Genomic DNA, 26,986 nt, shown 5'->3' with positions numbered 1-26,986 from the left:
ATGGCAAAGAGCAAATTTGAGCGCAACAAGCCGCACGTTAACATTGGCACGATTGGCCACGTTGACCATGGCAAGACGTCGCTGACGGCAGCGATCACGAAGTACTTCGGCGAGTTCAAGGCGTACGACCAGATCGACGCTGCTCCGGAAGAAAAGGCCCGTGGTATCACGATTTCGACGGCTCACGTTGAGTATGAGACGCCGGCGCGCCACTACGCCCACGTCGACTGCCCCGGCCACGCCGACTACGTCAAGAACATGATCACCGGTGCGGCGCAGATGGACGGCGCGATCCTGGTTTGCTCGGCTGCTGACGGCCCGATGCCGCAGACCCGCGAGCACATCCTGCTTGCTCGCCAGGTTGGCGTTCCGGCGATCGTCGTGTTCCTCAACAAGGTCGACCAGGTTGACGACGCCGAACTTCTCGAGCTCGTCGAGCTTGAAGTTCGCGAACTGCTGTCGTCCTACGAATTCCCGGGCGACGACATTCCGATCATCAAGGGTTCGGCGCTCGCTGCGCTTGAAGATTCGGACAAGAAGATCGGCGAAGACGCGATCCGCGAGCTGATGGCTGCGGTTGACGCCTACATCCCGACGCCTGAGCGTCCGATCGACCAGCCGTTCCTGATGCCGATCGAAGACGTGTTCTCGATCTCGGGCCGTGGTACGGTTGTGACCGGTCGCGTTGAGCGCGGCATCGTCAAGGTCGGCGAAGAAGTCGAAATCGTCGGCATCCGCGACACGTCGAAGACGACGGTTACCGGCGTTGAAATGTTCCGCAAGCTGCTCGACCAGGGCCAGGCCGGCGACAACATCGGCGCGCTGATCCGTGGTGTTAACCGTGACGGCGTTGAGCGTGGCCAGATCCTGTGCAAGCCGGGCTCGGTCAAGCCGCACAAGAAGTTCATGGCCGAAGCCTACATCCTGACGAAGGAAGAAGGCGGCCGTCATACGCCGTTCTTCACGAACTACCGTCCGCAGTTCTACTTCCGCACGACGGACGTGACGGGCATCGTGACGCTTCCGGAAGGCACGGAAATGGTTATGCCTGGCGACAACGTCACCGTTGCCGTTGAGCTGATCGTTCCGATCGCGATGGAAGAAAAGCTGCGCTTCGCTATCCGCGAAGGCGGCCGTACCGTCGGCGCCGGCATCGTCGCTTCGATCGTCGAGTAATCGGCGTTCGGGCGGCATGAGACGAGGCGCATTGTTATGCGCCTCGGACATAGCCGCCCAGCATGATTTAGTTGGTCGCACGGCTTGCCGACGACGCCGAAATAGTGCAAATGGCGCCCAAGCGTGATTTGCACGGTGCGTCGGCATAGTGCGATCGCGAAAGTACAGGCCGGCCACGGCCGCTCAAATAGGAAGGGGCAGGGGAAACCTTGTCCCTCCGATCTTTGAAAAATTAGCGGACTGGCCGAACATCAAACGAAGTTCAATGCGTGTTTCTCCACGGAAGCCGCAACCAACATGAACAAGGATAAGTCGTATGAACGGCCAGAACATCCGCATCCGCCTCAAGGCGTTTGATCACCGGATCCTCGATGCCTCGACGCGCGAAATCGTCTCGACGGCCAAGCGCACCGGTGCCAGCGTGCGCGGTCCAGTACCGCTGCCGACGCGCATTGAAAAATTTACGGTCAACCGTTCGCCGCACGTCGACAAGAAGAGCCGCGAGCAGTTCGAAATGCGTACCCACAAGCGCCTTCTCGATATCGTAGATCCGACCCCGCAGACCGTTGACGCGCTGATGAAGCTCGACCTCGCTGCCGGCGTCGACGTGGAAATTAAGCTTTAATAACAAGGAAGGTACGTGGGCTTCGGTCCAACGGCTTCCAGAAACGGGCGACCCGACGTTCCGCAAGGAGCAGAGGGAGACCTTAAACAAGAGATGCGGAGGGGCTTGCCCCGACGTTAACTCTCAAGAGGAATGAACCGATGCGTTCAGGTGTGATTGCACAGAAAGTGGGAATGACGCGCGTCTACAACGACGCCGGCGAGCATATCCCGGTAACAGTACTGCGGCTGGAAAACTGCCAGGTGGTAGCCCAGCGCACGGACGACAAGAACGGCTATACCGCTGTCCAGTTGGGCGCCGGCACTGCCAAGGTCAAGAACACGCCGAAGGCGATGCGCGGCCACTTTGCTGCCGCCAACGTCGAACCGAAGGCGAAGCTCGTCGAATTCCGCGTTTCCGCGGACAATCTGATCGACATCGGCTCCGAACTGACCGCCAACCATTTCGTTGCGGGCCAGCTCGTCGACGTCACCGGTACCACGATCGGTAAGGGCTTTGCCGGCGCGATCAAGCGCCACAACTTCGGCGGTCTGCGTGCAACGCACGGCGTTTCCGTATCGCACCGTTCGCATGGTTCGACCGGCTCCAACCAGGATCCGGGTCGCGTCTGGAAGGGCAAGCGCATGGCTGGTCACATGGGCCAGACGCGCGTCACCACGCAGAACCTCGAAGTCGTATCGACCGACGAAGACCGCGGTCTGATCCTGGTCAAGGGCGCTGTCCCCGGCTCCAAGGGTGCCTGGATCGTCGTTCGTGACGCCATCAAGTCGGGCACCCCGGAAGGCGCACCGCGCCCCGCGGCCGTGCGCGCCGAAGCATCGAAGTAAGGGAGCCGAATAATGGATCTCACCGTCAAAACCCTCGAGGGCAAGGACGCGGGAAAGGTTTCCCTTTCGGACGCCATTTTCGGTCTCGAACCCCGTGAAGACATCATTGCCCGCGTTGTTCGCTGGCAGCTCGCTAAGAAGCAGCAGGGCACACACAAGGCCAAGGGCCGCGCGGAAGTTTCGCGCACCGGCGCCAAGATGTACAAGCAGAAGGGTACGGGCCGCGCCCGCCACCACTCCGCTCGCGCTCCGCAGTTCCGTGGTGGTGGTAAGGCTCATGGCCCGGTTGTTCGCAGCCACGCCCATGACCTGCCGAAGAAGGTTCGTGCACTCGGCCTTCGCCACGCTCTGTCTGCCAAGCTGAAGGCCGAAAACATCATCGTTCTCGATGACCTCGTTGCCGCAGAAGCAAAGACCAAGACCCTCGCAGGTGTGTTCGCCTCGCTCGGTCTGACCAATGCTCTGATCATCGGCGGCGCCGAAATCGAGAACAACTTCAAGCTCGCCGCCCAGAACATCCCGAATGTGGACGTTCTGCCGGTTCAGGGCATCAACGTTTACGACATTCTGCGCCGTGGCAAGCTCGTGCTTTCCAAGGCTGCCGTGGAAGCTCTGGAGGAGCGGTTCAAATGACGGATCTTCGCCACTACGACGTGATCGTGTCCCCCTCGATCACTGAAAAGTCGACGCTGGTTTCCGAACAGAACCAGATCGTCTTCAACGTCGCCAAGGGCGCTTCGAAGCCTGAAATCAAGGCTGCTGTCGAAGCTCTGTTCGGCGTCAAGGTTACGGCCGTGAACACGCTCGTCCGCAAGGGCAAGACCAAGCGCTTCCGCGGCTTTACCGGGAAGCAGAAGGACGTGAAGAAGGCGATCATCACGCTCGCCGACGGTCAGTCCATCGACGTCTCCACCGGTCTCTAACGGATAGGCCCATTAGGGTAAAAACCCAAAAGGGAACAATAAAATGGCATTGAAAAGTTTCAATCCGACGACCCCGAGCCAGCGCCAGCTGGTCATCGTTGACCGGTCCGGCCTCTACAAGGGCAAGCCGGTAAAGGCGCTGACCGAAGGTCTGCACTCCAAGGGCGGTCGCAACAACCTCGGCCGTATCACCGTTCGCTTCCAGGGCGGCGGTCACAAGCGGACCTACCGTCTGGTCGACTTCAAGCGTCGCAAGTTCGACGTTGAAGGCACCGTTGAGCGTCTGGAATATGACCCGAACCGCACCGCGTTCATCGCGCTGGTAACCTACGCCGATGGCGAACAGGCCTACATCCTCGCTCCGCAGCGCCTCGCTGCCGGCGACAAGGTCATCGCTTCGGAGAAGGCAGCGGTCGACGTCAAGCCCGGCAACACTATGCCGCTGCAGTTCATCCCGGTCGGCTCCATCATCCACAACGTGGAAATGAAGCCAGGCAAGGGTGGTCAGCTCGCTCGCTCTGCCGGTACTTACGCCCAGCTCGTTGGTCGTGACCAGGGCATGGCAATCCTTCGCCTGAACTCGGGTGAACAGCGCCTGGTGCACGGCTCTTGCCTTGCATCCATCGGTGCTGTATCGAACCCCGATCACGGCAACATCAATGACGGTAAGGCTGGTCGTTCGCGCTGGCGCGGTAAGAAGCCGCACGTTCGCGGCGTCGTCATGAACCCGGTTGACCACCCGCACGGCGGTGGTGAAGGCCGTACGTCCGGTGGTCGCCACCCGGTTACCCCTTGGGGCAAGCCGACGAAGGGCAAGCGGACGCGCTCCAACAAGTCGACCGACAAGTTCATCATGCGGTCGCGTCACCAGCGCAAGAAGTAAGAGAGGAAGTCTCAAGTGGCTCGTTCAGTATGGAAAGGTCCGTTTGTTGACGGCTATCTTCTCAAGAAGGCTGAGAAGGTTCGTGACGGCGGTCGTAACGAAGTGATCAAGATGTGGAGCCGTCGCTCCACGATCCTTCCGCAGTTCGTGGGTCTCACCTTCGGCGTCTACAACGGCAACAAGCATGTTCCCGTTTCGGTGACCGAAGAAATGGTCGGACACAAGTTCGGTGAATTCTCTCCGACCCGGACCTATTACGGTCATGGCGCGGACAAGAAGGCAAAGAGGAAGTAACAATGGGCAAGGCAAAAGCCGAACGCCGGCTGAAGGATAATGAAGCGCAGGCAATTGCGCGCACGATCCGCGTCAGCCCCCAGAAGCTCAACCTGGTTGCCGCGATGATCCGCGGCAAGAAGGTCGAGCGCGCTCTGGCCGAACTCGAGTTCTCGCGCAAGCGGATCTCCGAGACGGTCAAGAAGACGCTTGAATCCGCGATCGCAAACGCTGAGAACAACCACGACCTCGACGTTGATTCGCTCATCGTCGCTGAGGCGTATGTTGGCAAGTCGATTGTGATGAAGCGCTTCCACGCTCGTGGTCGCGGCCGTGCATCGCGTGTTGAAAAGCCGTTCTCTCACTTGACGATCGTCGTTCGTGAAGTGGAAGCCAAAGGGGAGGCTGCATAATGGGCCAGAAGATTAATCCGATCGGTTTCCGTCTCGGCATCAACCGGACCTGGGATAGCCGTTGGTTCGCTGATAACGCGGAATACGGTCAGCTTCTTCATGAAGACCTGAAGATCCGTGCTTACCTGATGGAAGAGCTCAAGGCTGCTGGCATTGCCAAGGTCGTGATCGAGCGTCCGCACAAGAAGTGCCGCGTCACGATCCACTCGGCTCGTCCGGGCCTGATCATCGGCAAGAAGGGCGCAGACATCGAAAAGCTCCGCAAGAAGCTTTCCGAGATGACCAACTCCGAAACACACCTCAACATCGTTGAAGTGCGCAAGCCGGAAGTTGACGCAACGCTCGTTGCCCAGTCGATCGCCCAGCAGCTCGAGCGCCGCGTGGCTTTCCGCCGTGCGATGAAGCGCGCTGTTCAGTCGGCCATGCGTCTTGGCGCCGAAGGCATCAAGATCACCTGCGCCGGTCGTCTCGGCGGTGCCGAAATCGCTCGTACCGAATGGTACCGCGAAGGTCGCGTTCCGCTGCACACCCTGCGTGCGGACATCGACTACGGCACGTCTGAAGCTGAAACCGCTTTCGGTATCTGCGGCATCAAGGTCTGGATCTTCAAGGGCGAAATCCTTGAGCACGATCCGATGGCTTCCGAGCGTCGCGCGATCGAGAGTGACAGTCAGGGCGGTAGCAGCAGAGACCGTCGTCGCGAAAACGCGTAACACGCGTCTGGCAGCCAATATCGGAGAATTAAAAAAATGTTGCAGCCAAAGCGTACGAAGTATCGCAAGCAATTCAAGGGCCGCATCAAGGGCGTAGCCAAGGGCGGATCTGATCTGGCCTTTGGTGAATTCGGCCTGAAGGCTCAAGAACCAAACCGCGTCAATGCGCGCGAGATCGAAGCGGCCCGCCGCGCGATCACCCGCCATATGAAGCGTGCCGGTCGCGTCTGGATCCGTGTGTTCCCTGACGTTCCGGTCACCGCCAAGCCTACCGAAGTCCGCATGGGTAAGGGTAAGGGCTCGGTCGAATACTGGGCATGCAAGGTCAAGCCTGGTCGTATGATGTTCGAGATCGATGGTGTCAGCGAAGAACTCGCCCGTGAGGCACTTCGTCTTGGTGCTGCCAAGCTCTCTGTCAAGACGCGCTTCGTGCAGCGTATCGCAGAGTAAGGAGTGAATCTCATGAAAGCCGCAGATGTTCGCGCTCTGAGCGCCGATCAACTCAACGAAGAGCTTGCCAAGCTGAAGAAAGAGCAGTTCAATCTGCGTTTCCAGAAGGCAACTGGCCAGCTCGAAAAGTCGTCGCGTATCGACGAAGTCCGCAAGGACATCGCACGCGTCAAAACAATTGCCCGCCAGAAGGCGGCAGAAGCCAAGGCCTAAGGACCACAAAATATGCCGAAACGCATTCTGCAGGGCACAGTCGTCAGCGACAAGAACGACAAGACCGTCGTCGTCAGGGTCGAGCGCCGCTTTGCGCACCCGATTCTCCAGAAGACCGTTCGCCGTTCGAAGAAGTACAAGGCGCACGACGAAAACAACCAGTACAAGGTTGGTGACGTTGTTTCCATCGAGGAATGCGCGCCGATCTCCAAGGATAAGCGCTGGACGGTGGTTGCCGCCCAGGCTTGATTTCTGCGGGATTTGACCGCGAGACCCTTGCGTCTTGGGCAAATATCTGTATGAAGCACGCAATTGAAGTAAAGGAACGCTCGAGTCCGGGCGTTCTTTTGCTTTGAGATAAGCACAATAAGCCGGGCGAGGGGGTCTAGACCCAACCGGCCCGGTAACAACAAGAAGGCGACCTGACATGATTCAGATGCAAACAAACCTCGACGTGGCGGATAATTCCGGCGCACGTCGTGTCATGTGCATCAAGGTGCTGGGCGGCTCCAAGCGTAAGTACGCGTCGATCGGCGACATCATCGTCGTTTCGATCAAGGAAGCCATTCCGCGCGGCCGCGTGAAGAAGGGTGATGTCATGAAGGCTGTTGTCGTTCGCACCGCGAAAGACATCCGCCGTGCGGATGGCAGCGTCATTCGTTTTGACACAAACGCAGCCGTTCTTATCGATAACAAGAAAGAGCCGATCGGCACCCGTATCTTCGGACCGGTTCCGCGCGAACTTCGCGCCAAGAACCACATGAAGATCATCTCGCTGGCTCCGGAAGTACTCTAAGGGAGCGTTGAGAGATGCAAAAGATTCGTAAAGGCGACAAGGTCGTCGTTCTCACCGGTAAGGACAAGGGTCGTACCGGCGAAGTCGTACAGGTTATGCCGAAGGAAGATCGGGCTGTAGTGCGTGGCGTGAACATGGTGAAGCGTCACCAGCGCCAGACCCAGAGCCAGGAAGCCGGCATCATCAACAAGGAAGCCTCGATCCATCTTTCGAACATCGCGATTGCCGATCCGAAGGACGGCAAGCCGACCCGCGTCGGCTTCAAGATCGACGGTGACAAGAAGGTCCGCGTGGCCAAGCGTTCGGGAGTAGTGATCGATGGCTAAGTCCGCTTATGAGCCCCGGCTCAAGAAGGAATATGTCGAGCGCATTCGTGCGGCTATGCAGGAGAAGTTCTCCTACGCCAACGAAATGCAGATCCCGCGCCTCGACAAGATCGTCATCAACATGGGTGTTGGCGAATCCACCGGCGACTCCAAGAAGCCGACCGTCGCAGCTGCCGACCTCGCTGCGATTGCTGGTCAGAAGCCGGTAATCACCCGCGCTCGCAACTCCATCGCCGGCTTCAAGCTGCGCGAAGGCATGCCGATTGGTGCCAAGGTTACCCTGCGCGGCGTTCGGATGTATGAGTTCCTGGATCGTCTCGTGAACATCGCTCTTCCGCGCGTTCGCGACTTCCGTGGCCTCAACCCGAAGTCCTTCGATGGCCGTGGCAACTTCGCCATGGGCGTCAAGGAGCACATTGTGTTCCCTGAGATCAACTACGACAAGGTTGATCAGATGTGGGGCATGGACATCATCGTTTGCACGACGGCTACTAACGACGACGAAGCACGCGCTCTGCTCACAGAGTTCAACTTCCCGTTCCGTCAGTAATCCGTAACGACAAGCGTAAAGAAGGATAACTGTTATGGCGAAAACGAGCGCAGTTGAAAAGAACAAGCGCCGCCGCAAACTGGTTGCCGGGCAAGCTACTAAGCGTGCCGCTCTGAAGGCAATCATCATGAACCAGTCTCTGCCGATCGAAGAGCGGTTCAAGGCAACCATCAAGCTGGCTGAACTGCCGCGCGATGGCTCCAAGACCCGCATCCGCAACCGTTGTGAAGTTACGGGCCGTCCGCGCGCCTATTATCGTAAACTTCGCATGTCGCGTATTGCGCTTCGCGAACTGGGCAATTCCGGCCGCGTGCCGGGTATCGTCAAGTCGAGCTGGTAAGGAGACGGGCACATGGCAATGACTGATCCGCTGGGCGATATGCTCACCCGTATCCGTAACGGCGCGGCACGCCGCAAGTCGAGCGTTTCCACGCCGGCTTCGAAGCTCCGCGCACGTGTTCTGGATGTCCTTCAGGCTGAAGGCTACATCCGTGGATACTCTGAAGTCGTATTTGGCAACGGCAAGGCCGAGCTGAACATCGAACTGAAGTACTACGAAGGCGCTTCCGTAATCCGTGAGATCGGACGCGTTTCCAAGCCGGGCCGCCGAGTTTATGTCTCGGTTAAGTCCATTCCGCAGGTCGCGAACGGCCTCGGCATCACCATCCTTTCGACTCCGAAGGGCGTGATGGCCGATCATCAGGCACGCGAACAGAATGTTGGTGGCGAGATTCTTTGCTCCGTCTTCTAAGACGTAACATGATCTCCATAGCGAACAGACAGGTATAAAAATGTCTCGTATCGGTAAGAAGCCCGTTCAAGTTCCTGCAGGCGTCACGGCAAGCGTTGATGGCCAGAAGGTAACGGCGAAGGGCCCGAAGGGCGAACTGTTCTTTGTTGCAAACGACGAAGTATCGGTAGCGCTCGAAAACAATGCGGTTGTTGTACAGCCGCTCAGCCAGAGCAAGGATGCTCGTTCGAAGTGGGGCATGTCCCGCACGATGATCGAGAACATCCTGAAGGGTGTTAAGGACGGTTACGAGCGCAAGCTCGAAATCAACGGCGTTGGTTACCGTGCCTCGCTGCAGGGCAAGAACCTGCAGCTGGCGCTTGGTTTCAGCCACGACGTGGTCTACCAGACGCCGGAAGGCATCACGATCGCTGTGCCGAAGCCGACGGAAATCATCGTCTCCGGCATCAACAAGCAGCAGGTCGGCCAGGTTGCAGCGGAAATCCGCGAATACCGCGGCCCCGAGCCCTACAAGGGCAAGGGCGTCAAGTATGCCGAAGAGCGGATTGTCCGCAAAGAAGGCAAGAAGAAGTAAGGATCACGCGAAATGGCTAGCAGGAAAGATACTCTTGTGCGTCGCGCCAACCGCGTGCGCCGTCAAATCAAGGCGGTCGCGAATGGCCGTCCGCGCCTGTCGGTTCATCGCTCGTCGAAGAACATCTACGTACAGGTCATCGACGACGTGGCCGGCAAGACGCTTGCGTCTGCCTCCACGCTCGACACCGATCTGCGTTCGTCTTTGAAGACGGGCGCTGACGCGGCAGCTGCTGCTGCCGTCGGCAAGCTCATCGCTGAGCGCGCCGTAAAGGCTGGCGTCAAGGACGTTGTCTTTGATCGTGGCGCCTTCATCTATCACGGCCGCATCAAGGCTTTGGCCGAAGCTGCGCGTGAAGGTGGTCTGAACTTCTGATCGGTTGCCAGGCGGGCCTTGCGCCCGCCTGGAACCCTCATGAGTTTCCGGTCGCTTCCGATCCATGTGACGGGGGCGACTTTTGTCAATCTGCCGATTGCACCCGGAAAAGAAAAAGGAAAAGGACAATGGCACAGGAAAGAAGGGGTTCTCGCGAAGATCGCCAGAACCGCGAAGAGCGCGACAGCGAATTTGTCGATAAGCTCGTAGCAATTAACCGCGTCGCCAAGGTGGTGAAGGGCGGTCGTCGTTTCGGTTTCGCAGCTCTCGTCGTCGTTGGCGACCAGAAGGGCCGCGTTGGCTTCGGTCATGGCAAGGCGCGCGAAGTGCCGGAAGCCATCCGCAAGGCAACTGAAGCCGCCAAGCGCGACCTGATCTTCGTCCCGCTGCGTGGTGGTCGTACCCTGCATCACGACGTTCATGGCCGTCACGGCGCCGGCAAGGTGCTGCTGCGTTCGGCCAAGGCCGGTACCGGTATCATCGCTGGTGGCCCGATGCGCGCCGTGTTCGAAACGCTCGGCGTTCATGACGTCGTCGCTAAGTCGACCGGTTCGTCGAACCCGTACAACATGGTTCGCGCAACGTTCGACGCCCTCAAGAACCAGATGCACCCGAAGGACATCGCAGCTCAGCGCGGCATGAAGTACGCCACGCTCCAGGCTCGCCGTGTTTCCTCCGGCGCTGCTTCCGAAGAATAAGGGAGCTGACAGATGGCTAAGAAAGAACTCGCCACGAAGACGGTTACCGTCGAGCAGATCGGTAGCCCCATTCGCCGTCCGGCCGTGCAGCGTCAGACGCTTATCGGCCTGGGCCTCAACAAGATGCACCGGGTTCGCACGCTGGAAGACACCCCAGCTGTTCGCGGCATGATCCGGTCGGTCCAGCACCTCGTTCGCGTCGTCGACGAGAAGTGAGGGGGATAAGCTCATGAAACTGAATGAAATCAAGGACAACGAAGGCTCGACCAAGAACCGCAAGCGTCTTGGCCGCGGCATCGGCTCCGGCTCCGGCAAGACTGCCGGTCGCGGTGTGAAGGGTCAGAAGGCTCGTTCGGGCGTTGCCATCAACGGCTTCGAAGGCGGCCAGATGCCAATCTACCGCCGTCTGCCGAAGCGCGGCTTCAACAACATCTTCGCTTCGGAGTTTGTTGTCGTGTCGCTCGGCCGCATCCAGACGGCGATCGACGCCAAGAAGCTTGACGCTTCGAAGACCGTCGATGCAGCTGCTCTCAAGGCTGCTGGCGTCATCCGTCGCGAAAAGGACGGCGTTCGCGTCCTGGCCGATGGCGAACTGAAGGCGAAGATCTCGCTCGAAGTTGCAGGCGCTTCCAAGCCGGCGATCGAAAAGATCGAAAAGGCTGGCGGCTCCGTCAAGCTGCTTTCGGCTGCGGCAGAATAATATTACTGATCAACCGCCCGGGGTGCTTCACTCCGGGCGGTTTTGCTCCCATATGTGAGCCTCACGTCCGCGATGGCGAATCGCTCGCCTCGGCGGACATAGCGGAAACCACGGTGAGGCATCCGATTGCAGTCACAATCGCCTCGCGTCCGGTTTTCAAGACGAAAAGTTAGTCCTTCCGGAACGGACAGGGTACTCCCGCTGATTCCGAGATTTGGTACGCGGAGAATTGCATGGCTTCTGCAGCGGAACAGCTCGCCTCGAACCTGAATTTCTCGACTTTCGCCAAGGCGGAAGATCTGAAGAAACGACTGTGGTTCACGCTTGGTGCGCTTTTGGTCTACCGTCTTGGCACCTATATCCCGCTGCCCGGCCTGAACCCGGACGCGTTTGCGCAGGCCTTCCAGGGCCAGAGCGGCGGCATTCTCGGCCTCTTCAACATGTTTTCGGGCGGTGCAGTGGAGCGCATGGCGATCTTCGCGCTCGGCATCATGCCCTACATCTCTGCCTCGATCATCGTTCAGCTGATGACCTCCGTCGTTCCGGCGCTGGAACAGCTGAAGAAGGAAGGCGAGCAGGGTCGCAAGATCATCAACCAGTACACCCGCTACGGCACGGTGCTTCTCGGCGTCATGCAGGCCTATGGCATCGCGGTCGGCCTTGAGAGCGGCAACGGCCTCGTGAACGATCCGGGCTGGTTCTTCCGCATTTCCACGGTCATCTCGCTGCTCGGCGGCACGATGTTCCTGATGTGGCTCGGTGAACAGATCACATCGCGCGGTATCGGCAACGGCATCTCGCTGATCATCTTCGCCGGCATCGTCGCCCATCTGCCGACGGCTCTTGCCGGAACGCTGGAACTTGGCCGCACCGGCGCGCTTTCGACCCCGCTGATCCTGGCGATCATCGTCATGATCGTTGCCGTCATCGCGCTCATCGTCTTCGTCGAGCGTGCGCAGCGCCGTCTTCTGATCCAGTATCCGAAGCGCCAGGTCGGCAACCGCATGTTCCAGGGCGATACGTCGCACCTGCCGCTGAAGCTCAACACCGCAGGCGTCATCCCGGCGATCTTCGCGTCGTCGCTCCTGCTGCTGCCGGCCACGCTCGCTGGCTTCGCGAACACCGCGACGCTGCCCGGCTGGGCGACATCGATCGTTAGTGCGCTCGGCCACGGCCAGCCGCTCTACATGGTGCTCTACGGTGGCATGATCGCGTTCTTCGCCTTCTTCTACACGGCCATCGTCTTCAATCCGAAGGACACGGCCGACAATCTGAAGAAGCACGGCGGCTTCATTCCGGGCATCCGTCCGGGCGAACGGACGGCCGAGTACATCGATTACGTTCTGACGCGCATCACCGTGCTCGGCGCGATCTATCTGATTTTCGTCTGCATCCTGCCTGAAATCCTCATCGCGCAGACCGGCGTGCCGTTCTACCTTGGTGGTACGTCGCTTTTGATTGTTGTCAGCGTTACCCTTGATACGGTAGCACAGATCCAGGGTCACCTCATTGCTCAGCAGTATGAGGGGCTGATCAAGAAGTCGAAGCTGCGCGGAGGAAAGAGGGGACGATGAGACTGATTTTTTTGGGACCGCCCGGAGCTGGCAAGGGGACGCAAGCCAAGCTTCTGACGGAGAGGTACGGTATTCCGCAGCTTTCCACAGGTGACATGCTGCGGGCAGCCGTCGCCCAGGCGACCGACGTCGGCAAGCGCGCCAAGGCTGTCATGGACGCCGGCCAGCTGGTCTCTGACGCGATCGTCAACGAGATCGTGTCGGACCGGATCGACGCCCCGGATTGTGCCAACGGCTTTATTCTCGACGGATATCCGCGCACGGTTCCTCAGGCGGTCGCTCTCGGCCAGATGCTCGAAGGCAAGGGCTTGAAGCTCGATGCCGTAATCGAGCTGAAGGTCGACGAGACTGCGCTTGTAAAGCGCATGGAGAATCGCGTAGCGGAAACCATCGCTGCGGGCGGCTCGGTCAGATCGGACGACAATCCGGAGGCCTTCAAGCGTCGGCTGACGGAATATCGGGAAAAGACCGCACCATTGTCGGAGCACTACGCCGGCACCGGTGAGCTCAAGACGGTCGACGGCATGGCCGATGTAGACGCCGTGACTGCACAGATCGAGAAGATTCTGGCTTAGACCCTGGGTCTTTGCCGAAAAGGAACCGCCGGGGAGTTGACTTTTCCGGCTGATTCCGCCAAAGACAGCGCCAACTCGCGACATGGGAGCGATCGGCGCGGTCTTCAACGAAACGAAGTCCGGGTACGGTCGTTTTTGACGTGTCTCGAACCTCAATCAACGTGCGGCTCTTGAGGTCGCGTAACGAAGCACCTATTGCCGGATGGCAACTGGAACGCAAGGAGAATAGACGTGGCACGTATCGCTGGCGTCAACATCCCGACGGCAAAGCGCGTTGTTATCGCGCTGACCTACATTCACGGGATCGGACCGAAATTCGCACAGGAAATCGTCGAGAAGGTCGGTATCCCGGCTGATCGCCGCGTGCATCAGTTGACGGACGCTGAAGTTCTTCAGATCCGCGAAACGATCGACCGCGATTACCAGGTTGAAGGCGACCTGCGTCGTGACACGTCGATGAACATCAAGCGTCTGATGGACCTGGGCTGCTACCGCGGCCTGCGTCATCGCCGCAGCCTGCCGGTGCGCGGTCAGCGTACCCACACCAATGCCCGCACCCGCAAGGGTCCGGCAAAGGCGATCGCCGGTAAGAAGAAGTAATTTCCCGAATAGGGAGATTGGGAGGCTGGCGCACGCGCCGGCCTCCTTTTGCAGTTTGGGAAGGGCGTTGCCCGACCGTTGCGGAGCCGGATCGGTTTCGTGAAATGCCTGCAGGGCCGGTTCCTCCGGTCCTGGATGAAACTGAAGAAGCAGGGCAGGGGACGAAAATTCCTTTCCCGGTGGAGCCGCTGGAATTACGGCGGTGCAGAGATCTAAGAAAGGGATCCTATGGCCAAGGAAGCCACCCGCGTTCGCCGTCGCGAACGCAAGAACATCACGTCTGGCGTCGCGCACGTCAATTCGTCGTTCAACAACACCATGATCACCATCACCGACGCACAGGGCAATGCAATTGCCTGGTCGTCTGCCGGTGCCAAGGGTTTCAAGGGCTCGCGTAAGTCGACCCCGTTTGCCGCTCAGATCGCCGCTGAAGACTGCGCCAAGAAGGCCCAGGAACACGGCATGAAGTCGCTTGAAGTCGAAGTTTGCGGTCCGGGTTCCGGCCGTGAATCCGCTCTTCGCGCGCTGCAGGCTGCGGGCTTCATGATCACCTCGATCCGCGATGTGACCCCGATCCCGCACAACGGTTGCCGTCCGCGCAAGAAGCGCCGCGTCTGATCATTTGCGTTCAAAATGCCGGTGAGGGCGCTTCGGCGCGCTCCCGGACTTCGGGGCTCGGTTGTCACGATTGGATGGTGACAACGAACGGAAGGCACAAAACATGATCCAGAAAAATTGGCAGGAACTGATCAAGCCGAACAAGGTGGAGTTCATCTCCTCGGGCCGCACCAAGGCAACGTTGGTGGCGGAACCGCTTGAACGCGGCTTTGGTCTGACGCTCGGCAACGCGCTTCGCCGCGTGCTGTTGTCGTCGCTTCGCGGTGCTGCTGTCACCGCGGTGCAGATCGACGGCGTCCTGCACGAGTTCTCCTCTATCCCGGGCGTCCGGGAAGACGTGACGGACATCGTGCTCAACATCAAGGAAATCGCCATCAAGATGGATGGCGACGACGCAAAGCGCATGGTTGTGCGCAAGCAGGGTCCGGGCGTTGTAACCGCCGGTGACATCCAGACGGTTGGCGATATCGAAATCCTCAACCCGAACCATGTGATCTGCACGCTCGACGAGGGTGCAGAAATCCGCATGGAGTTCACCGTCAACAACGGCAAGGGCTATGTTCCGGCTGACCGCAACCGTTCGGAAGATGCGCCGATCGGCCTCATCCCGGTCGACAGCCTGTACTCGCCGGTCAAGAAGGTCTCGTACAAGGTGGAAAACACCCGCGAAGGCCAGGTTCTTGATTATGACAAGCTGACGATGTCCATCGAGACGGACGGCTCCGTCACCGGGGAAGATGCGATCGCGTTCGCGGCCCGCATCCTTCAGGACCAGCTGTCGGTTTTCGTCAACTTCGACGAGCCGCAGAAGGAAGCAGAGGAAGAGGCAGTCACCGAGCTCGCCTTCAACCCGGCGCTTCTCAAGAAGGTCGACGAACTGGAACTCTCCGTCCGTTCGGCCAACTGCCTGAAGAACGACAACATCGTCTACATTGGCGACCTCATTCAGAAGACCGAAGCAGAAATGCTCCGCACGCCGAATTTTGGTCGCAAGTCGCTGAACGAAATCAAGGAAGTTCTCGCTTCCATGGGCCTGCACCTCGGCATGGAAGTGCCGTCGTGGCCGCCTGAGAACATCGAAGATCTCGCCAAGCGTTACGAAGACCAATACTAACCGTTAGACTGCGGGCGGATGCCTGCAAGTGAAGGAGAATAGCAATGCGCCACGGTAAAGCCGGCCGCAAGCTGAATAGAACCGCCAGCCACCGCAAGGCGATGTTTGCCAACATGGCAGCTTCGCTGATCGAGCACGAGCAGATCGTTACGACCCTGCCGAAGGCTAAGGAAATCCGCCCGATCGTTGAAAAGCTCGTCACCCTCGGCAAGCGCGGCGACCTGCATGCTCGTCGTCAGGCGATCTCGCAGATCCGCGACGCCGCTGTCGTTTCGAAGCTGTTCGACACGATCGCATCGCGTTACGCCACCCGCAATGGCGGCTACCTGCGTATCATGAAGGCTGGCTTCCGCCAGGGCGACAACGCTGCTCTCGCTGTCATCGAATTCGTTGACCGCGACACCGATGCAAAGGGTGCGAAGGATCGCGCTCGCGTCGCAGCTGAAGCTGACGCTGCAGAAGCAGCCTGATTTTTCAGGTAAGTTGAATTGAAAGCGGCCGGGTGTTCCTCACCCGGCCGCTTTTTCTGTTTCAGGGGCTCGGATCGGCCGGGCGCCTGCCTGGCGTTTGCGCTTCAGATAAGGCTTGCGCGCCAGACGCCAGCATAGAAGCAACGTGACCAAGGCGAGATAGGTCGTCTGTTCCGGGCCAACCACCTTTACCGACATCGCGAAATGCAGCGCTCCCGCCGCGGCAATGACGTAAGCGAGCTTGTGCAGCCGGTTCCACCGGTTGCCGAGCCGGCGGATCGACCAATTGTTGGAGGTCAACGCCAGGGGAATGAGCATCACCAGCCCGGCCATGCCGATGGTGATGAAGGGGCGCCGGGCGATGTCAGCGATGATCGCGGCGATGTTCAGGACCTGGTCGAGCAGGAAATAGGCCAGGAAGTGCATCACCACATAGTAGAACGCCAGAAGCCCGAGCGCGCGCCGATAGCGCAGCCAGTTGACGCCGAGGATGTCGCGGATCGGTGTGATCGCCAGCGTGGCGACCAGAAACCGCAGCGCCCAGATGCCAAGCAGATGTTCGAATTCCTTGACGGGGTTACCCGGCAGACGCCCCGTCGCCCCGAGGTAGAAGGCGGCAAGGGCCGGACAGAGGCCGAGCCCGTAAAGTGCCCAGACGGACGCGGAATGAAAGCGTTTCGGCAGGGCGGGCAATTTGGCCATCCTCAGAAGTTCGCTCTTAAATCCATGCCGGCATAGAGCCCGGCGACGTCGTCGGCATAGCCGTTGAAGGGCAAGGTGTCGCGGCGATTGGCGCCGAAGAAGCCGCCGCCACCGATCCTGTTTTCGGTTGCCTGGCTCCAGCGCGGATGGTCGACGGCCGGATTCACGTTGGCATAGAAACCGTATTCGTTGGGTGCCGACAGGTTCCAGGTCGAGGGCGGCGGCGTTTCCGTCAGGGAGATGCGCACGATCGACTTGATGCCCTTGAAACCGTATTTCCAGGGAACCACGAGCCGGATCGGCGCACCATTCTGGTTGGGTAAGGTCTTGCCGTAGACGCCGACCGCGAAAATGGTGAGCGGATGACGCGCCTCGTCCAGGCGCAGGCCTTCGCGATAGGGCCAGGGAAGGGGCTGGAACAAGCCGGATTGGCCCGGCATCTCCTCGGGACGCACGACGGTTTCGAACGAGACATATTTGGCATTGCCGAGCGGCTCGACCTTGTCGAGCAGGGCTGCAAGCGGAAACCCGGTCCAGGGAATGACCATCGACCAGGCTTCGACGCAACGCATTCGATAGACGCGCTCTTCGAGCGGAAGTGCCAGAAGCTCCTCCAGCCCGAACTCCTTCGGCTTGGCGACAAGACCATCGACCTTCACGGTCCACGGCGTCGGTTTGAAGGCTTCCGAGTTCGCGGCAGGATCGGCCTTGCCGGTCCCGAATTCATAAAAATTGTTGTAGCCGGTGACGTCGGCTTCCGGCGTCAGATCCTCGTCGACTGTGTAGTTGCCCTTGAGCGCCGCAAGGGCGGTGGCCTGGGCAGCACCGGCGCCAGCGCCTGCTACCAGCAGGCCACCGGCCGTCGTTGCGAGAAAGGCGCGGCGCGAGAGAAAGCAGCCCTCCGGGGTGATTTCGGACGATGCGATTCTCGGTGGACGATAGGCCGTCATGATCTTTTCCGCTTTGAACGTGTGGGTCTTGTCTGCTCAAACTGACCAGAGTTTCGATCACTGAGAAAGAGGTGGATAACCACGTTTTCGTGCGTTGGGCGTGATGGCGCGGACTTTGCGTATGTCGCGGCGACGTTTGCCTTTTTTCCTGCGAAATCCTATCTGAACGTAGCGGTGACGAATAGGAGAATGCTTCATATGATCTTTGGTCAAAGAGCGCTTGCGACGCTCGTTCTTGCTGTCTCTCTGTCCTGTCCGGCAATGGCCCAGGATGTAAAGGCCGTGCCTCAATCGCGCACGGAGATGCAGCTTTCCTTCTCCCCGCTGGTCAAGCAGACGGCGAACGCCGTCGTCAACGTCTATGCCGAACGGGTGGTCGAGCGCCGGTCGATCTTCTCGGGTGATCCGTTCTTTGAGGAGTTCTTCGGGCAGCGCATGCCGAACCGTAGCGAGAAGCAGTCGTCGCTCGGATCCGGCGTGATCGTCGGCAAGAACGGCATCGTCGTTACCAACAACCACGTCATCGAGGGCGCCGACGATATCAAGGTCGCGCTTGCCGACGGCCGCGAATATCCCTGCAAGATCGTGCTGAAGGATGATCGCCTCGATCTTGCGGTGCTGAAGATCCAGTCCGATGGCCCGTTCGACATCATCCCGATCGGCGATTCCGATGCGGTCGAGGTCGGCGACCTGGTGCTGGCGATCGGCAACCCCTTCGGTGTCGGCCAGACGGTGACGAGCGGCATCGTCTCGGCCCTTGCCCGCAATCAGGTATCGTCCGGCGATTTCGGCTTCTTCATCCAGACGGACGCCGCCATCAATCCCGGCAATTCCGGCGGCGGCCTGATCGACATGAACGGTGCGCTGATTGGCATCAACACCGCGATCTTCTCCAAGGGCGGCGGCTCGAACGGCGTCGGCTTTGCCATCCCGGCTAATCTGGTGAAAGTCTTCGTCGCATCCGCCGAGGGCGGCAATGGCTCCTTCGTGCGTCCGTTCATCGGCGCGTCCTTCGAGCCCGTGACATCGGAAGTCGCCGAAGCGCTCGGCCTTGATCGCGCCCGTGGCGCACTCGTCACCGCTGTCGTGGATGGCGGGCCGGCGGCGACGGCCGGCATAAAGCCGGGGCAGGTGATCACGGCCGTCAACGGCATCGCCGTCGAACATCCCGATGCGCTCGGCTATCGCCTGACCACCGTCGGCATCGGCCACGAGGCGCGTGTTACGGTTTCCGAAAACGGCAAGCTGCACGAGGTCAGCCTGAAGCTGGACCGGGCGCCGGAGACGTCACCCCGCGATGAACGGCTCATTGAGGGCCGCAATCCGTTTGCGGGTGCAGTTGTGGCAAATCTCTCTCCACGGCTGGCGGAGGAACTGCGCATGTCGACCTCGTTGCAGGGTGTCGTGGTCACCGAGATCAATCGCGGCTCGCCTGCCGCGCGCATCGGGCTGGCGCCGAAGGATATCATCCGCTCCGTCAACGGTGCTGTGATCGACAGTTCGAAGACGCTGGAGACCGTCATGGCGGACGGCGCTTCCTTCTGGCGCGTCGAAATCGAGCGTGACGGCCAGATCATTCGTCAGTTCTTCCGATGAGCGATCTGTTCTCCTCCTCGGAACCGCCGGAAATGACCTCGGCAAGGCCGCTTGCCGATCGTCTGCGTCCGCGCACGCTGTCCGAAGTCACCGGTCAGGAACACCTGACCGGCGAGGATGGCGTGTTGACGCGTATGATCGCATCGGGTTCGCTCGGATCGATGATCTTCTGGGGACCGCCTGGCACCGGCAAGACGACTGTTGCCCGGCTGTTGTCGGGAGAGGCGGGTCTGGCCTTCGAGCAGATCTCGGCGATCTTTTCCGGGGTTGCCGACCTCAAGAAGGTTTTCGAATCGGCGCGCGCACGGCGAATGTCGGGCCGCCAGACCCTGCTCTTCGTCGACGAGATCCATCGTTTCAACCGTGCCCAGCAAGACAGCTTCCTGCCTGTCATGGAAGACGGCACGGTCATCCTGGTCGGCGCGACGACGGAAAATCCGTCCTTCGAGCTCAACGCCGCTCTCTTGTCGCGCGCCCGCGTGCTGACGTTCAAGCCACATGGAGAAGAGAGCCTGCAGGAATTGCTGAAGCGGGCGGAGGAAACGGAAGGCAAGCCCCTTCCGCTCGACGCGGACGCCCGGGCAAGCCTGATCCGCATGGCCGATGGCGACGGCCGGGCGGCGCTGACGCTGGCCGAGGAGGTCTGGCGCGCCGCGCGGACCGACGAGATTTTCGACGTCGACGCGCTGCAGAAGATCGTGCAGCGACGAGCGCCCGTTTACGATAAGGGCCAGGACGGCCACTACAACCTGATCTCGGCGCTGCACAAATCGGTGCGTGGCTCCGACCCGGACGCTGCTCTGTACTATCTCTGCCGGATGTTCGATGCCGGCGAGGATCCGCTCTATCTCGGGCGACGGCTCGTTCGCATGGCGGTGGAGGATATCGGCCTTGCCGATCCTCAGGCGCTGGCGATCTGCAATGCCGCCAAGGACGCATACGATTATCTCGGCTCGCCGGAAGGCGAACTGGCACTCGCCCAAGCCTGCGTCTATCTCGCGACGGCGCCGAAGTCGAATGGTGTCTATACGGCCTACAAGGCGGCGATGCGGGCCGCCAAGGAAAACGGTTCGCTTCTGCCTCCGAAACATATCCTCAACGCACCGACCAAGTTGATGAAGGGTGAGGGCTACGGCGACGGCTATCGCTACGACCACGACGAGCCCGACGCGTTCTCCGGGCAAGACTATTTCCCCGAAAAAATGGGACGCAAGACCTTCTATGATCCACCGGAACGCGGCTTCGAGCGCGAGATCCGCAAGCGGTTGGAATGGTGGGCAAAGCTGCGTCGAGAGCGAAGCTGACTCTCTGTTCCCTCGCATTTCCCGACGGGAAACCGCTTCGCACTTTCCCTGGAAATGCTCAAGCCCTGCCAGTCGCGCAGGGCTGATTTGCCCCGGCATATCTTGCCGCCGTCAGTCAACCGTGAGATAGAGGCCGCGTTGCAGACGGCTGCACGGTTTTGAGACTTTCGATACCGAACATCCGCGGGGACGGCCTCGCTCCATACTCTAGGAGTTTGAAATGGCCTGGTTAATCCTCCTGCTTGCCGGCATCCTTGAAATCGGCTGGGCAATCGGCCTCAAATATACCGACGGTTTCACGCGGGTAACGCCGACGATCCTGACCGTCGGTTCGATGGTCCTCAGCATCGCGCTGCTGGGTCTGGCGGTCAGAACCCTGCCGCTTGGTACCGCCTATGCCGTCTGGACCGGCATCGGCACCGTCGGCACCGTCATTCTCGGTATCTTTCTCTTTGCCGAACCGGCCACGTTTGTCCGCCTCGGTTGCATCACCCTGATCGTTGCCGGTATCGCTGGGCTAAAGCTCGCCGCTTAACGCGACGTCAGAGATCTCTCGCTACAGCGCCGCGCGTCGTATCAGACGCGCAAAGGTCGCTGTAGCACTTTGAATTGCTGCATGTCTTTGTCCTTAAACCGGATACGATTTAAGGAAACATGCAGTAGAGCAGTATCTTTCGCAATGTGTTCCGGCGCGCCGCTATCGCAGCGCGTCGAGAACGGCTGCTGCCGCCAGCATTTCCTGCCAGCGGGCTTCGCGGCGCTTGAACGCTTCCTCGTCCGTGCCCCAATGCTCGATCTGCCAATCTTCGTCGACATGGGCCGCGGTCCAGGCCTGTTCGGCCGTCAGCCGGCCGGATGCGAACGCAACCGCAAGCAGGGCCGAGCCGGTCAAGGTGGTGATCGTATGCACGCAGGTCAGACCGAGCGGCGTCGCAAAGGCGCGTAAACCCTCTGCATAGGCGGTGATCGCCTCACCAGGCTGTTCCTGGTGGATGACGCCTTCGGCAAGAATGAAACGGGCGCCCAGCGACTGCGCGGCCCATTCAAGCACCGGGTTCCAGACGGCGTTCTGCCGTCCGACGAGCCCTTCCGGGCTGTCGGCGCGGTAGCAGAGCAGATCGGTTCCGGCAAAGCGCAGCACGTCCTCGAAAACCGAGCGCTGGTCCTTTGCTACACCGTCGAGCGCCGTATTGACGATCCGGGTGACCGGCATCTTGGCGGGATCGATGACTTCGACCTGCGCGTCCCATTCGGCTGCCAGCATCTCGGCAAGCTTGCGGGTGGGGACTGCAAGCGGATGTTTCGCCGGCGTGCGGACCGGCCGGCCGTCGAGCAAGACGCTGTGGCCGTCGTTTTCCAAGGTGCCGATGCTGACGTCCTTGTAGAAGCGCTTGGGCAGCGGCTTCAGCATCTGGATCTGTGCGCGCCGGACCGGGTCCTCGTGGCTCAACGCTCCGCTGAGTTCGTCGCGAATATCAGGCATGATAGTGTTCCATCCACTCAATGATGTCGGTCGGCGTCCGTGCAATGTAATCGGCACCCGCCTCAACGAGATCGGGGACGCTGGCATAGCCCCACGCCACCCCGATGGCGGCCGCACCAGCGGCCTTCGCCATCTGCATATCATAAATCGCATCGCCGATGACGACAGTGTCGCTCGGGTCGATCCCGGCCTCCGAGCAGCATTCCGTCACCATTGCCGGATGCGGCTTTGAGGGGCAGTCGTCGGCTGTCCGCGACACGAAGAACATGCGGTCGAAGCCATGGGTCTCGGCGATATGTGTCAGGCCGCGGCGCGACTTGCCCGTGACCGCGCCGATCAGCAGCTCGTCACGGCCCGAAAGCGCCTGCATCATCTGCGCAATGCCGGGAAACAGCAGCTCCTGGAAGCCGGCTTCGCCGCGAACGCCGGAAAAGATCGCCTTGTAGTGCGCCGTCATTGCCAGCGCCTGGTCGTCGACATGATCGCGCCCAAGCAGGCGGGCAATGGCGATGTCGAGCGTCAGGCCGATGATGCCCTTGGTCGCGGAAATTGCGGGCCGCTCGAGGTCGAAGGCTTCGAAGGTCCGTGCCATGACTTCATGGATGAGGCCGCCGCTGTCGACCAGCGTGCCGTCGCAATCGAAAAGCGCCAGTTTCATCAGTCGTCCTCGCCAGGCTCGTTTTCTTCGAAGCCAAGCAGGTTCCAGCTCTGAACCATGTGCGGCGGCAGTGGCGCGGTTACCCGCAGGCGACCGCCGTCCGGATGCGGAATGTCGATATGACGCGCGTGCAGATGCAGCCGGTTTTGCATGCCGCCGGGCAAGCTCCAGTTGATATCGGCGTCGAAATACTTGGGGTCGCCGAGGATCGGATGGCCGATGTGCAAGGCATGCACGCGCAGCTGATGGGTGCGGCCGGTATAGGGCTCCATCTCCAGCCAGGCGAGGTTCTGTGCCGCCTGCTCGCGCACGCGGTAATAGGATATGGCGTGGTCAGCGCCGTCTTCGCCATGTTTGGCGATGCGCATGCGGTCGCCGTCCGGGGTCTGTTCCTTGACCAGCCAGGTCGAGATCCGGTCTTCGCGCTTGCGCGGGACGCCCTTCACCAGCGCCCAATAGGTCTTCTTGGTGTCCCGTTCGCGGAAGGCAGCCGTCAGTTTCTGCGCGGCGCCACGCGTGCGGGCGATGACAAGCACACCGGAAGTGTCACGGTCGAGGCGGTGCACCAGACGGGGCTTTTCGCCGCGCTGGTTGGTCCAGGCCTCGAGCATCTTGTCGATGTGCCGGTTGACGCCGGAGCCGCCCTGCACGGCGAGGCCAGCGGGCTTGTTCAGCACGATGACCTTCGCGTCCTCATGCAGCACCATGCGTGATAGCAATTCCCCGTCGGGCGAGTGGCGAAGGTCGCGCCCGGCGATCGGGCCCGTCTTCGTTTCTTTCGCATCGACGCCAAGGGGAGGGATGCGGACCGTCTGGCCCGGCTGCAGGCGCGTGTCGGATTTGACGCGACCGCCGTCGACACGGATCTGGCCCGAGCGCAGTAGTTTCTGCAGCGGACCGAAACCCAGTCCGGGGAAATGCACCTTGAACCAGCGATCGAGGCGCATGCCTGCCTCGTCGCCGTCCACCTGCTTGTGTTCTATGCCTGCCATCTCAGCGAACCTGCTTCCTGTTCTTTAGAGGCAGCCTTTAGACCATTGCGCGCATGAGGGCCAGCCCGGCAAACACCGCGAGGATCGAAAGCAGGACGCTGGCGGCGACGTAGCCAAACGCGAGCGCGACTTCGCCGCGCTCGAGCAGCATGATCGCGTCCAGCGAAAAGGCCGAGAAGGTGGTGTAACCGCCGAGCACGCCGGTGATCAGGAACAGTCGCATCTCGGCCGATGCTCCGAACTTGCGCATGATCAGCTCGGCAAGCAAGCCGATCAGGAACGAGCCGGTTATGTTGACGCTGAGCGTTCCCCAGGGAAAGCCTGGCCCCCATCGCCGAAGTGTCCAAAGACCGAGGAGGTAGCGAGCCATCGAACCGATGGCGCCACCGGCACCGACAAGGAGAAGGTGGGTCATCGGAGCTCCAACCGCTGTTTGGGGACTATGCCAGCCGCTCGGCGTGCCACTTCAGATGATCGTCCATGAAAGTCGAGATGAAATAATAGGAGTGATCATAGCGTTCATGCATGCGTAGCGTCAGGTCGATGCCGGTTCCCTTGATCGCTTCCTCGAAAAGCCATGGCCGCAGCCCGTTGTCCAGGAAACTGTCCGCCTTGCCTTGGTCGATGAGGAATTCAGGGAACCGAGCGCCGTCGTTGACGAGCGCGCAGGCATCATATTGCCGCCACGTAGCCCGGTCCTCGCCGAGGTATTTCTCGAAGGCGCCGATGGACCAGTCGGCCGTCGACGGTTCGACGATAGGTGCAAAGGCCGAACAGCTCTTGAAGTGGTCCGGATTCTTCAGCGCGATGGTCATTGCGCCATGACCACCCATCGAGTGGCCGAAGATGCCCTGACGGCTCATGTCGATGCGGAAATGCTGGCTGACGAAGGCCGGCAGCTCTTCGGTGATGTAGCTGTACATCTGATAGTGCTCGGCCCACGGGGTCTGTGTGGCGTCGAGGTAGAAGCCCGCGCCCTTGCCCATCTGCCAGTTGGTGAGTTCGTCCGGAACCTCCGTCCCGCGCGGGCTGGTGTCGGGGCAGACGACGATGAGCCCCAGTTCCGCGGCCATGCGGCGGTATTCGCCCTTCTCCATCACGTTGGCATGGGTGCAGGTGAGACCCGAGAGATACCAGAGCACTGGCCGCGGCTCCTTGATCGCCTGCGGCGGGACGAAGACCGCGAAGGTCATCTCGCCCTTGCAGGCCTCGGAATCGTGCGTGAAGACGCCCTGCATGCCGCCGAATGCGGTGTTCTGCGAGAGGACTTTCATCAAATGCTCCTTGGGTATCGTGGGATCAGCCGGCGAGTTGCACGGCTGCGTTGACAGCAGCGGCGACAAGCACGGTGTTGAAGAAGAAGGAAACGATGGCGTGCATCAGGTTGATACGCCGCATCGTCGTGGTGGTGATGGCGACGTCCGATGTCTGGGCGGTCATGCCGATCACGAAGGAAAAATAGAGGAAGTCGTAGCCGCCGGGCTCGGCTGTTTCTGGAAAATCGAGCCCGCGCTGCGGCGCAGGGGGTTGCCCATCACCACCCGGCACCCAATAGGCATGGGCATAGTGCATGGCCGCCATCGCGTGGATGGTTGCCCAGCCGAGCACAACGGATGCAAAGGCCAGCCCCAATTCAAGCGTCGGCCCCTTGCCTGGCCTGTTGAGAGCAAAAAACAGCGAAACGAGCGCCGTGGCGGCAGCGCCGAAGGTGACTAGAAAGATTACCGCTTCCGGTTCGTCCGTGTTTCGCGCGTGCGTCTTCAGGTGCTTTCCGGTCATCATCCGCAGCCGGCGGCCGCTCATGATGAGGTAGACGCAGAAAAAGGTGATTGCCGCGACCTCGAGAACGTAACTCCAAGCGAGGAACCACGTGATCGGCAGGCTGATGAAGGCGCACAGCGATGCGGTGTAGAACGGCCAGTGCCTGAGCCTTGTCGTCGCTGTCATTGAAGTGCCCTTGCTGTCCCTTGCGGATCGGCGCTGCGCTCTCACTTTTTCGTCTGGCGCGCGAGTCGGTCAAGTGTCTCGAGGAAGGTCGAGCGGTCGCGCTGGGTGAAGGCGGCATTGTAGCCCTTGCTTTCGCCGGTCTCGCGCAGATGTTGGCCAAGGTCGCGCATGGCAGAGGCCATGCCGATATTGCTCTTGTCGAAGACGCGACCGGACGGGCCGGTGACAAATGCGCCGGCGGCCACGCAACGAACCGCAAGCGGCACGTCGGCGGTGACGACGATATCGCCGTCATGCGCGCGTTCGGCGATCCAGTCGTCGGCGGCGTCGAAGCTTGCCGACACGATGATGTTGTGCACCATCGGGTCGCGTGATGGGCGCAAGCCCGAATTGGCGACAAACGTCACCTCGAAGCCGTGGCGCTCGGCCACCTTCAGCACTTCCGCCTTTACCGGGCAGGCATCGGCATCGACATAGATCATCTTGAATCAGTTTCTCAAAAGAGCCGAAAAAGCGCCGGAATACAATCGATTCCGGCGCCTTCCTGAATCGAATTGCGAATTTAGTAGAGAACCACGCTGCGGATGCTCTCGCCGGAATGCATCAGCTCGAAGCCCCTGTTGATGTCTTCGAGCGCCATGGTGTGGGTGATCATCGGGTCGATCTCGATCTTGCCCTCCATGTACCAGTCGACGATCTTGGGAACGTCGGTGCGACCGCGGGCGCCGCCGAAGGCGGTGCCCATCCAGCTGCGGCCGGTGACGAGCTGGAACGGCCGGGTGGAGATTTCCTGGCCGGCGCCGGCGACGCCGATGACCACCGACTTGCCCCAGCCGCGATGCGAGGCCTCGAGCGCCTGACGCATCACCTTGGTGTTGCCGGTGCAGTCGAAGGTGTAGTCGGCGCCGCCGATCTGGTCGGCCCCGCGCTTCGTCATGTTGACGAGGTAGGGCACGATGTCGTCGCCGATCTCCTTGGGGTTGACGAAGTGGGTCATGCCGAAGCGTGTCCCCCACGGCTTCTTGTCGTTGTTGAGGTCGACGCCGATGATCATGTCGGCGCCGGCAAGCCGCAGGCCCTGGATGACGTTGAGGCCGATGCCGCCGAGGCCGAAGACGATCGCCGTCGCACCCATCT

Annotated in this window: 41 protein-coding genes; 31 read left to right on the top strand and 10 right to left on the bottom strand. The window is 60.5% G+C overall.

Going from position 1 to position 26,986, the window contains the following annotated elements; genetic code table 11:
* From tuf to rplQ, 28 genes are all read left to right on the top strand, one after another.
* Positions 1–1,176, top strand: a 1,176-nt coding sequence (gene tuf / locus BC360_RS22490; RefSeq protein ID WP_065787369.1) for an elongation factor Tu, incomplete at its 5' end; no start/stop codon positions are given.
* A gap of 316 nt (positions 1,177–1,492) precedes the next feature.
* Positions 1,493–1,801, top strand: coding sequence for a 30S ribosomal protein S10 (rpsJ, locus tag BC360_RS22485; RefSeq protein WP_003507767.1), 309 nt, complete (start codon positions 1,493–1,495; stop codon positions 1,799–1,801).
* Between the two features lie 140 nt (positions 1,802–1,941).
* Complete coding sequence (gene rplC / locus BC360_RS22480; protein ID WP_025426664.1) at positions 1,942–2,628, top strand: 50S ribosomal protein L3; 687 nt, start codon at positions 1,942–1,944, stop codon at positions 2,626–2,628.
* A gap of 12 nt (positions 2,629–2,640) precedes the next feature.
* Positions 2,641–3,261: a 50S ribosomal protein L4 gene (gene rplD, locus BC360_RS22475; RefSeq protein ID WP_025426665.1), complete on the top strand. Its 621-nt coding sequence runs from the start codon at positions 2,641–2,643 to the stop codon at positions 3,259–3,261.
* A complete protein-coding gene (locus BC360_RS22470; RefSeq protein ID WP_025426666.1) occupies positions 3,258–3,551 on the top strand; it encodes a 50S ribosomal protein L23 in 294 nt (97 codons plus the stop codon). The genes rplD and BC360_RS22470 overlap by 4 nt, the downstream gene beginning before the upstream one ends.
* A gap of 43 nt (positions 3,552–3,594) precedes the next feature.
* On the top strand, positions 3,595–4,434 hold the full coding sequence (gene rplB / locus BC360_RS22465) for a 50S ribosomal protein L2 (RefSeq protein WP_025426667.1): 840 nt from the start codon (positions 3,595–3,597) through the stop codon (positions 4,432–4,434).
* Positions 4,435–4,449: 15 nt separating this feature from the next.
* Positions 4,450–4,728, top strand: coding sequence for a 30S ribosomal protein S19 (gene rpsS / locus BC360_RS22460; protein ID WP_065785919.1), 279 nt, complete (start codon positions 4,450–4,452; stop codon positions 4,726–4,728).
* 2 nt (positions 4,729–4,730) lie between these two features.
* Positions 4,731–5,120 carry a 50S ribosomal protein L22 gene (rplV, locus tag BC360_RS22455; protein WP_025426669.1) on the top strand — a complete coding sequence of 130 codons (390 nt, stop codon included), beginning with the start codon at positions 4,731–4,733 and terminating at the stop codon, positions 5,118–5,120.
* Entirely contained in the window at positions 5,120–5,833 is a 714-nt protein-coding gene (gene rpsC / locus BC360_RS22450; protein ID WP_065785918.1) for a 30S ribosomal protein S3, read from the top strand. The genes rplV and rpsC overlap by 1 nt, the downstream gene beginning before the upstream one ends.
* 36 nt (positions 5,834–5,869) lie before the next feature.
* On the top strand, positions 5,870–6,283 hold the full coding sequence (gene rplP, locus BC360_RS22445) for a 50S ribosomal protein L16 (protein WP_011975175.1): 414 nt from the start codon (positions 5,870–5,872) through the stop codon (positions 6,281–6,283).
* Between the two features lie 12 nt (positions 6,284–6,295).
* The gene (rpmC, locus tag BC360_RS22440; RefSeq protein WP_025426672.1) at positions 6,296–6,496 is read left to right on the top strand and encodes a 50S ribosomal protein L29; all 201 of its coding nucleotides are present in this window, start codon (positions 6,296–6,298) and stop codon (positions 6,494–6,496) included.
* Between the two features lie 12 nt (positions 6,497–6,508).
* Positions 6,509–6,745 carry a 30S ribosomal protein S17 gene (gene rpsQ, locus BC360_RS22435; protein WP_025426673.1) on the top strand — a complete coding sequence of 79 codons (237 nt, stop codon included), beginning with the start codon at positions 6,509–6,511 and terminating at the stop codon, positions 6,743–6,745.
* A 178-nt stretch (positions 6,746–6,923) separates the two neighbouring features.
* Positions 6,924–7,292, top strand: coding sequence for a 50S ribosomal protein L14 (gene rplN, locus BC360_RS22430; protein WP_003536525.1), 369 nt, complete (start codon positions 6,924–6,926; stop codon positions 7,290–7,292).
* 14 nt (positions 7,293–7,306) lie between these two features.
* The gene (gene rplX / locus BC360_RS22425) at positions 7,307–7,618 is read left to right on the top strand and encodes a 50S ribosomal protein L24 (RefSeq protein ID WP_025426674.1); all 312 of its coding nucleotides are present in this window, start codon (positions 7,307–7,309) and stop codon (positions 7,616–7,618) included.
* Positions 7,611–8,168: a 50S ribosomal protein L5 gene (gene rplE / locus BC360_RS22420; RefSeq protein ID WP_025426675.1), complete on the top strand. Its 558-nt coding sequence runs from the start codon at positions 7,611–7,613 to the stop codon at positions 8,166–8,168. The genes rplX and rplE overlap by 8 nt, the downstream gene beginning before the upstream one ends.
* Before the next feature lie 34 nt (positions 8,169–8,202).
* Positions 8,203–8,508 carry a 30S ribosomal protein S14 gene (rpsN, locus tag BC360_RS22415; protein ID WP_065785917.1) on the top strand — a complete coding sequence of 102 codons (306 nt, stop codon included), beginning with the start codon at positions 8,203–8,205 and terminating at the stop codon, positions 8,506–8,508.
* A 12-nt stretch (positions 8,509–8,520) separates the two neighbouring features.
* On the top strand, positions 8,521–8,919 hold the full coding sequence (gene rpsH / locus BC360_RS22410; protein WP_025426677.1) for a 30S ribosomal protein S8: 399 nt from the start codon (positions 8,521–8,523) through the stop codon (positions 8,917–8,919).
* Between the two features lie 40 nt (positions 8,920–8,959).
* The gene (gene rplF / locus BC360_RS22405; RefSeq protein ID WP_065785916.1) at positions 8,960–9,493 is read left to right on the top strand and encodes a 50S ribosomal protein L6; all 534 of its coding nucleotides are present in this window, start codon (positions 8,960–8,962) and stop codon (positions 9,491–9,493) included.
* A 12-nt stretch (positions 9,494–9,505) separates the two neighbouring features.
* Positions 9,506–9,868, top strand: a complete 363-nt coding sequence (gene rplR / locus BC360_RS22400; protein ID WP_025426679.1) for a 50S ribosomal protein L18 — start codon at positions 9,506–9,508, stop codon at positions 9,866–9,868.
* Between the two features lie 128 nt (positions 9,869–9,996).
* Complete coding sequence (rpsE, locus tag BC360_RS22395) at positions 9,997–10,566, top strand: 30S ribosomal protein S5 (RefSeq protein WP_025426680.1); 570 nt, start codon at positions 9,997–9,999, stop codon at positions 10,564–10,566.
* A gap of 12 nt (positions 10,567–10,578) precedes the next feature.
* Entirely contained in the window at positions 10,579–10,782 is a 204-nt protein-coding gene (gene rpmD / locus BC360_RS22390; protein WP_065785915.1) for a 50S ribosomal protein L30, read from the top strand.
* 13 nt (positions 10,783–10,795) lie between these two features.
* Positions 10,796–11,266: a 50S ribosomal protein L15 gene (rplO, locus tag BC360_RS22385; RefSeq protein WP_065785914.1), complete on the top strand. Its 471-nt coding sequence runs from the start codon at positions 10,796–10,798 to the stop codon at positions 11,264–11,266.
* 233 nt (positions 11,267–11,499) lie between these two features.
* Positions 11,500–12,840, top strand: a complete 1,341-nt coding sequence (gene secY / locus BC360_RS22380; RefSeq protein WP_065785913.1) for a preprotein translocase subunit SecY — start codon at positions 11,500–11,502, stop codon at positions 12,838–12,840.
* Positions 12,837–13,415, top strand: a complete 579-nt coding sequence (locus BC360_RS22375; RefSeq protein WP_053247119.1) for an adenylate kinase — start codon at positions 12,837–12,839, stop codon at positions 13,413–13,415. The genes secY and BC360_RS22375 overlap by 4 nt, the downstream gene beginning before the upstream one ends.
* Positions 13,416–13,646: 231 nt before the next feature.
* The gene (rpsM, locus tag BC360_RS22370) at positions 13,647–14,015 is read left to right on the top strand and encodes a 30S ribosomal protein S13 (protein ID WP_025426685.1); all 369 of its coding nucleotides are present in this window, start codon (positions 13,647–13,649) and stop codon (positions 14,013–14,015) included.
* Between the two features lie 228 nt (positions 14,016–14,243).
* Positions 14,244–14,633, top strand: coding sequence for a 30S ribosomal protein S11 (gene rpsK / locus BC360_RS22365; protein ID WP_003536496.1), 390 nt, complete (start codon positions 14,244–14,246; stop codon positions 14,631–14,633).
* A gap of 103 nt (positions 14,634–14,736) precedes the next feature.
* Positions 14,737–15,747, top strand: coding sequence for a DNA-directed RNA polymerase subunit alpha (locus BC360_RS22360; protein WP_025426686.1), 1,011 nt, complete (start codon positions 14,737–14,739; stop codon positions 15,745–15,747).
* Positions 15,748–15,791: 44 nt separating this feature from the next.
* Complete coding sequence (gene rplQ / locus BC360_RS22355) at positions 15,792–16,217, top strand: 50S ribosomal protein L17 (protein ID WP_025426687.1); 426 nt, start codon at positions 15,792–15,794, stop codon at positions 16,215–16,217.
* Positions 16,218–16,256: 39 nt separating this feature from the next.
* On the opposite strand, the gene msrQ is transcribed toward rplQ, so the two are convergent.
* Positions 16,257–16,919 carry a protein-methionine-sulfoxide reductase heme-binding subunit MsrQ gene (gene msrQ, locus BC360_RS22350; protein WP_065796979.1) on the bottom strand — a complete coding sequence of 221 codons (663 nt, stop codon included), beginning with the start codon at positions 16,917–16,919 and terminating at the stop codon, positions 16,257–16,259.
* A gap of 2 nt (positions 16,920–16,921) precedes the next feature.
* Complete coding sequence (gene msrP / locus BC360_RS22345) at positions 16,922–17,869, bottom strand: protein-methionine-sulfoxide reductase catalytic subunit MsrP (RefSeq protein WP_065796978.1); 948 nt, start codon at positions 17,867–17,869, stop codon at positions 16,922–16,924.
* Positions 17,870–18,067: 198 nt separating this feature from the next.
* On the opposite strand from msrP, the gene BC360_RS22340 reads away from it, so the two are divergent.
* The 3 genes from BC360_RS22340 (at position 18,068) to sugE (ending at position 21,304) form a co-directional block, all read left to right on the top strand.
* Positions 18,068–19,465, top strand: coding sequence for a DegQ family serine endoprotease (locus BC360_RS22340; RefSeq protein WP_065785910.1), 1,398 nt, complete (start codon positions 18,068–18,070; stop codon positions 19,463–19,465).
* Positions 19,462–20,769 (top strand): replication-associated recombination protein A, encoded by a 1,308-nt coding sequence (locus BC360_RS22335; RefSeq protein WP_065796977.1) that lies wholly within the window; start codon positions 19,462–19,464, stop codon positions 20,767–20,769. Before BC360_RS22340 ends, BC360_RS22335 begins: the two co-directional genes overlap by 4 nt.
* A 220-nt stretch (positions 20,770–20,989) precedes the next feature.
* Positions 20,990–21,304, top strand: a complete 315-nt coding sequence (sugE, locus tag BC360_RS22330; RefSeq protein WP_065785908.1) for a quaternary ammonium compound efflux SMR transporter SugE — start codon at positions 20,990–20,992, stop codon at positions 21,302–21,304.
* A 162-nt stretch (positions 21,305–21,466) separates the two neighbouring features.
* Here the strand turns inward: sugE and BC360_RS22325 are convergent, their stop codons facing one another.
* The 8 genes from BC360_RS22325 to BC360_RS22290 form a co-directional block, all read right to left on the bottom strand.
* The gene (locus BC360_RS22325; RefSeq protein WP_065796976.1) at positions 21,467–22,252 is read right to left on the bottom strand and encodes an ATP12 family chaperone protein; all 786 of its coding nucleotides are present in this window, start codon (positions 22,250–22,252) and stop codon (positions 21,467–21,469) included.
* Complete coding sequence (locus BC360_RS22320; RefSeq protein ID WP_065796975.1) at positions 22,245–22,910, bottom strand: HAD-IA family hydrolase; 666 nt, start codon at positions 22,908–22,910, stop codon at positions 22,245–22,247. Before BC360_RS22320 ends, BC360_RS22325 begins: the two co-directional genes overlap by 8 nt.
* On the bottom strand, positions 22,910–23,902 hold the full coding sequence (locus BC360_RS22315) for an RluA family pseudouridine synthase (protein ID WP_065785905.1): 993 nt from the start codon (positions 23,900–23,902) through the stop codon (positions 22,910–22,912). The genes BC360_RS22320 and BC360_RS22315 overlap by 1 nt, the downstream gene beginning before the upstream one ends.
* Before the next feature lie 37 nt (positions 23,903–23,939).
* On the bottom strand, positions 23,940–24,317 hold the full coding sequence (crcB, locus tag BC360_RS22310; RefSeq protein ID WP_065796974.1) for a fluoride efflux transporter CrcB: 378 nt from the start codon (positions 24,315–24,317) through the stop codon (positions 23,940–23,942).
* A 25-nt stretch (positions 24,318–24,342) separates the two neighbouring features.
* Positions 24,343–25,176 carry an S-formylglutathione hydrolase gene (gene fghA, locus BC360_RS22305; protein ID WP_065796973.1) on the bottom strand — a complete coding sequence of 278 codons (834 nt, stop codon included), beginning with the start codon at positions 25,174–25,176 and terminating at the stop codon, positions 24,343–24,345.
* A 25-nt stretch (positions 25,177–25,201) separates the two neighbouring features.
* A complete protein-coding gene (locus BC360_RS22300) occupies positions 25,202–25,849 on the bottom strand; it encodes a DUF1345 domain-containing protein (protein WP_065796972.1) in 648 nt (215 codons plus the stop codon).
* 41 nt (positions 25,850–25,890) lie between these two features.
* Positions 25,891–26,331: a YaiI/YqxD family protein gene (locus BC360_RS22295; RefSeq protein ID WP_065785901.1), complete on the bottom strand. Its 441-nt coding sequence runs from the start codon at positions 26,329–26,331 to the stop codon at positions 25,891–25,893.
* Positions 26,332–26,411: 80 nt separating this feature from the next.
* Positions 26,412–26,986, bottom strand: a 575-nt coding sequence (locus BC360_RS22290) for a zinc-binding dehydrogenase (RefSeq protein ID WP_139110157.1), incomplete at its 5' end; no start/stop codon positions are given.

The organism is Ensifer sp. LC163 (assembly GCF_001695855.1).
Taxonomy (GTDB): Bacteria; Pseudomonadota; Alphaproteobacteria; order Rhizobiales; family Rhizobiaceae; genus Ensifer.
Note: the sequence above shows the minus strand (reverse complement) of the source record. Positions and strands in the feature narration are given on the sequence as shown.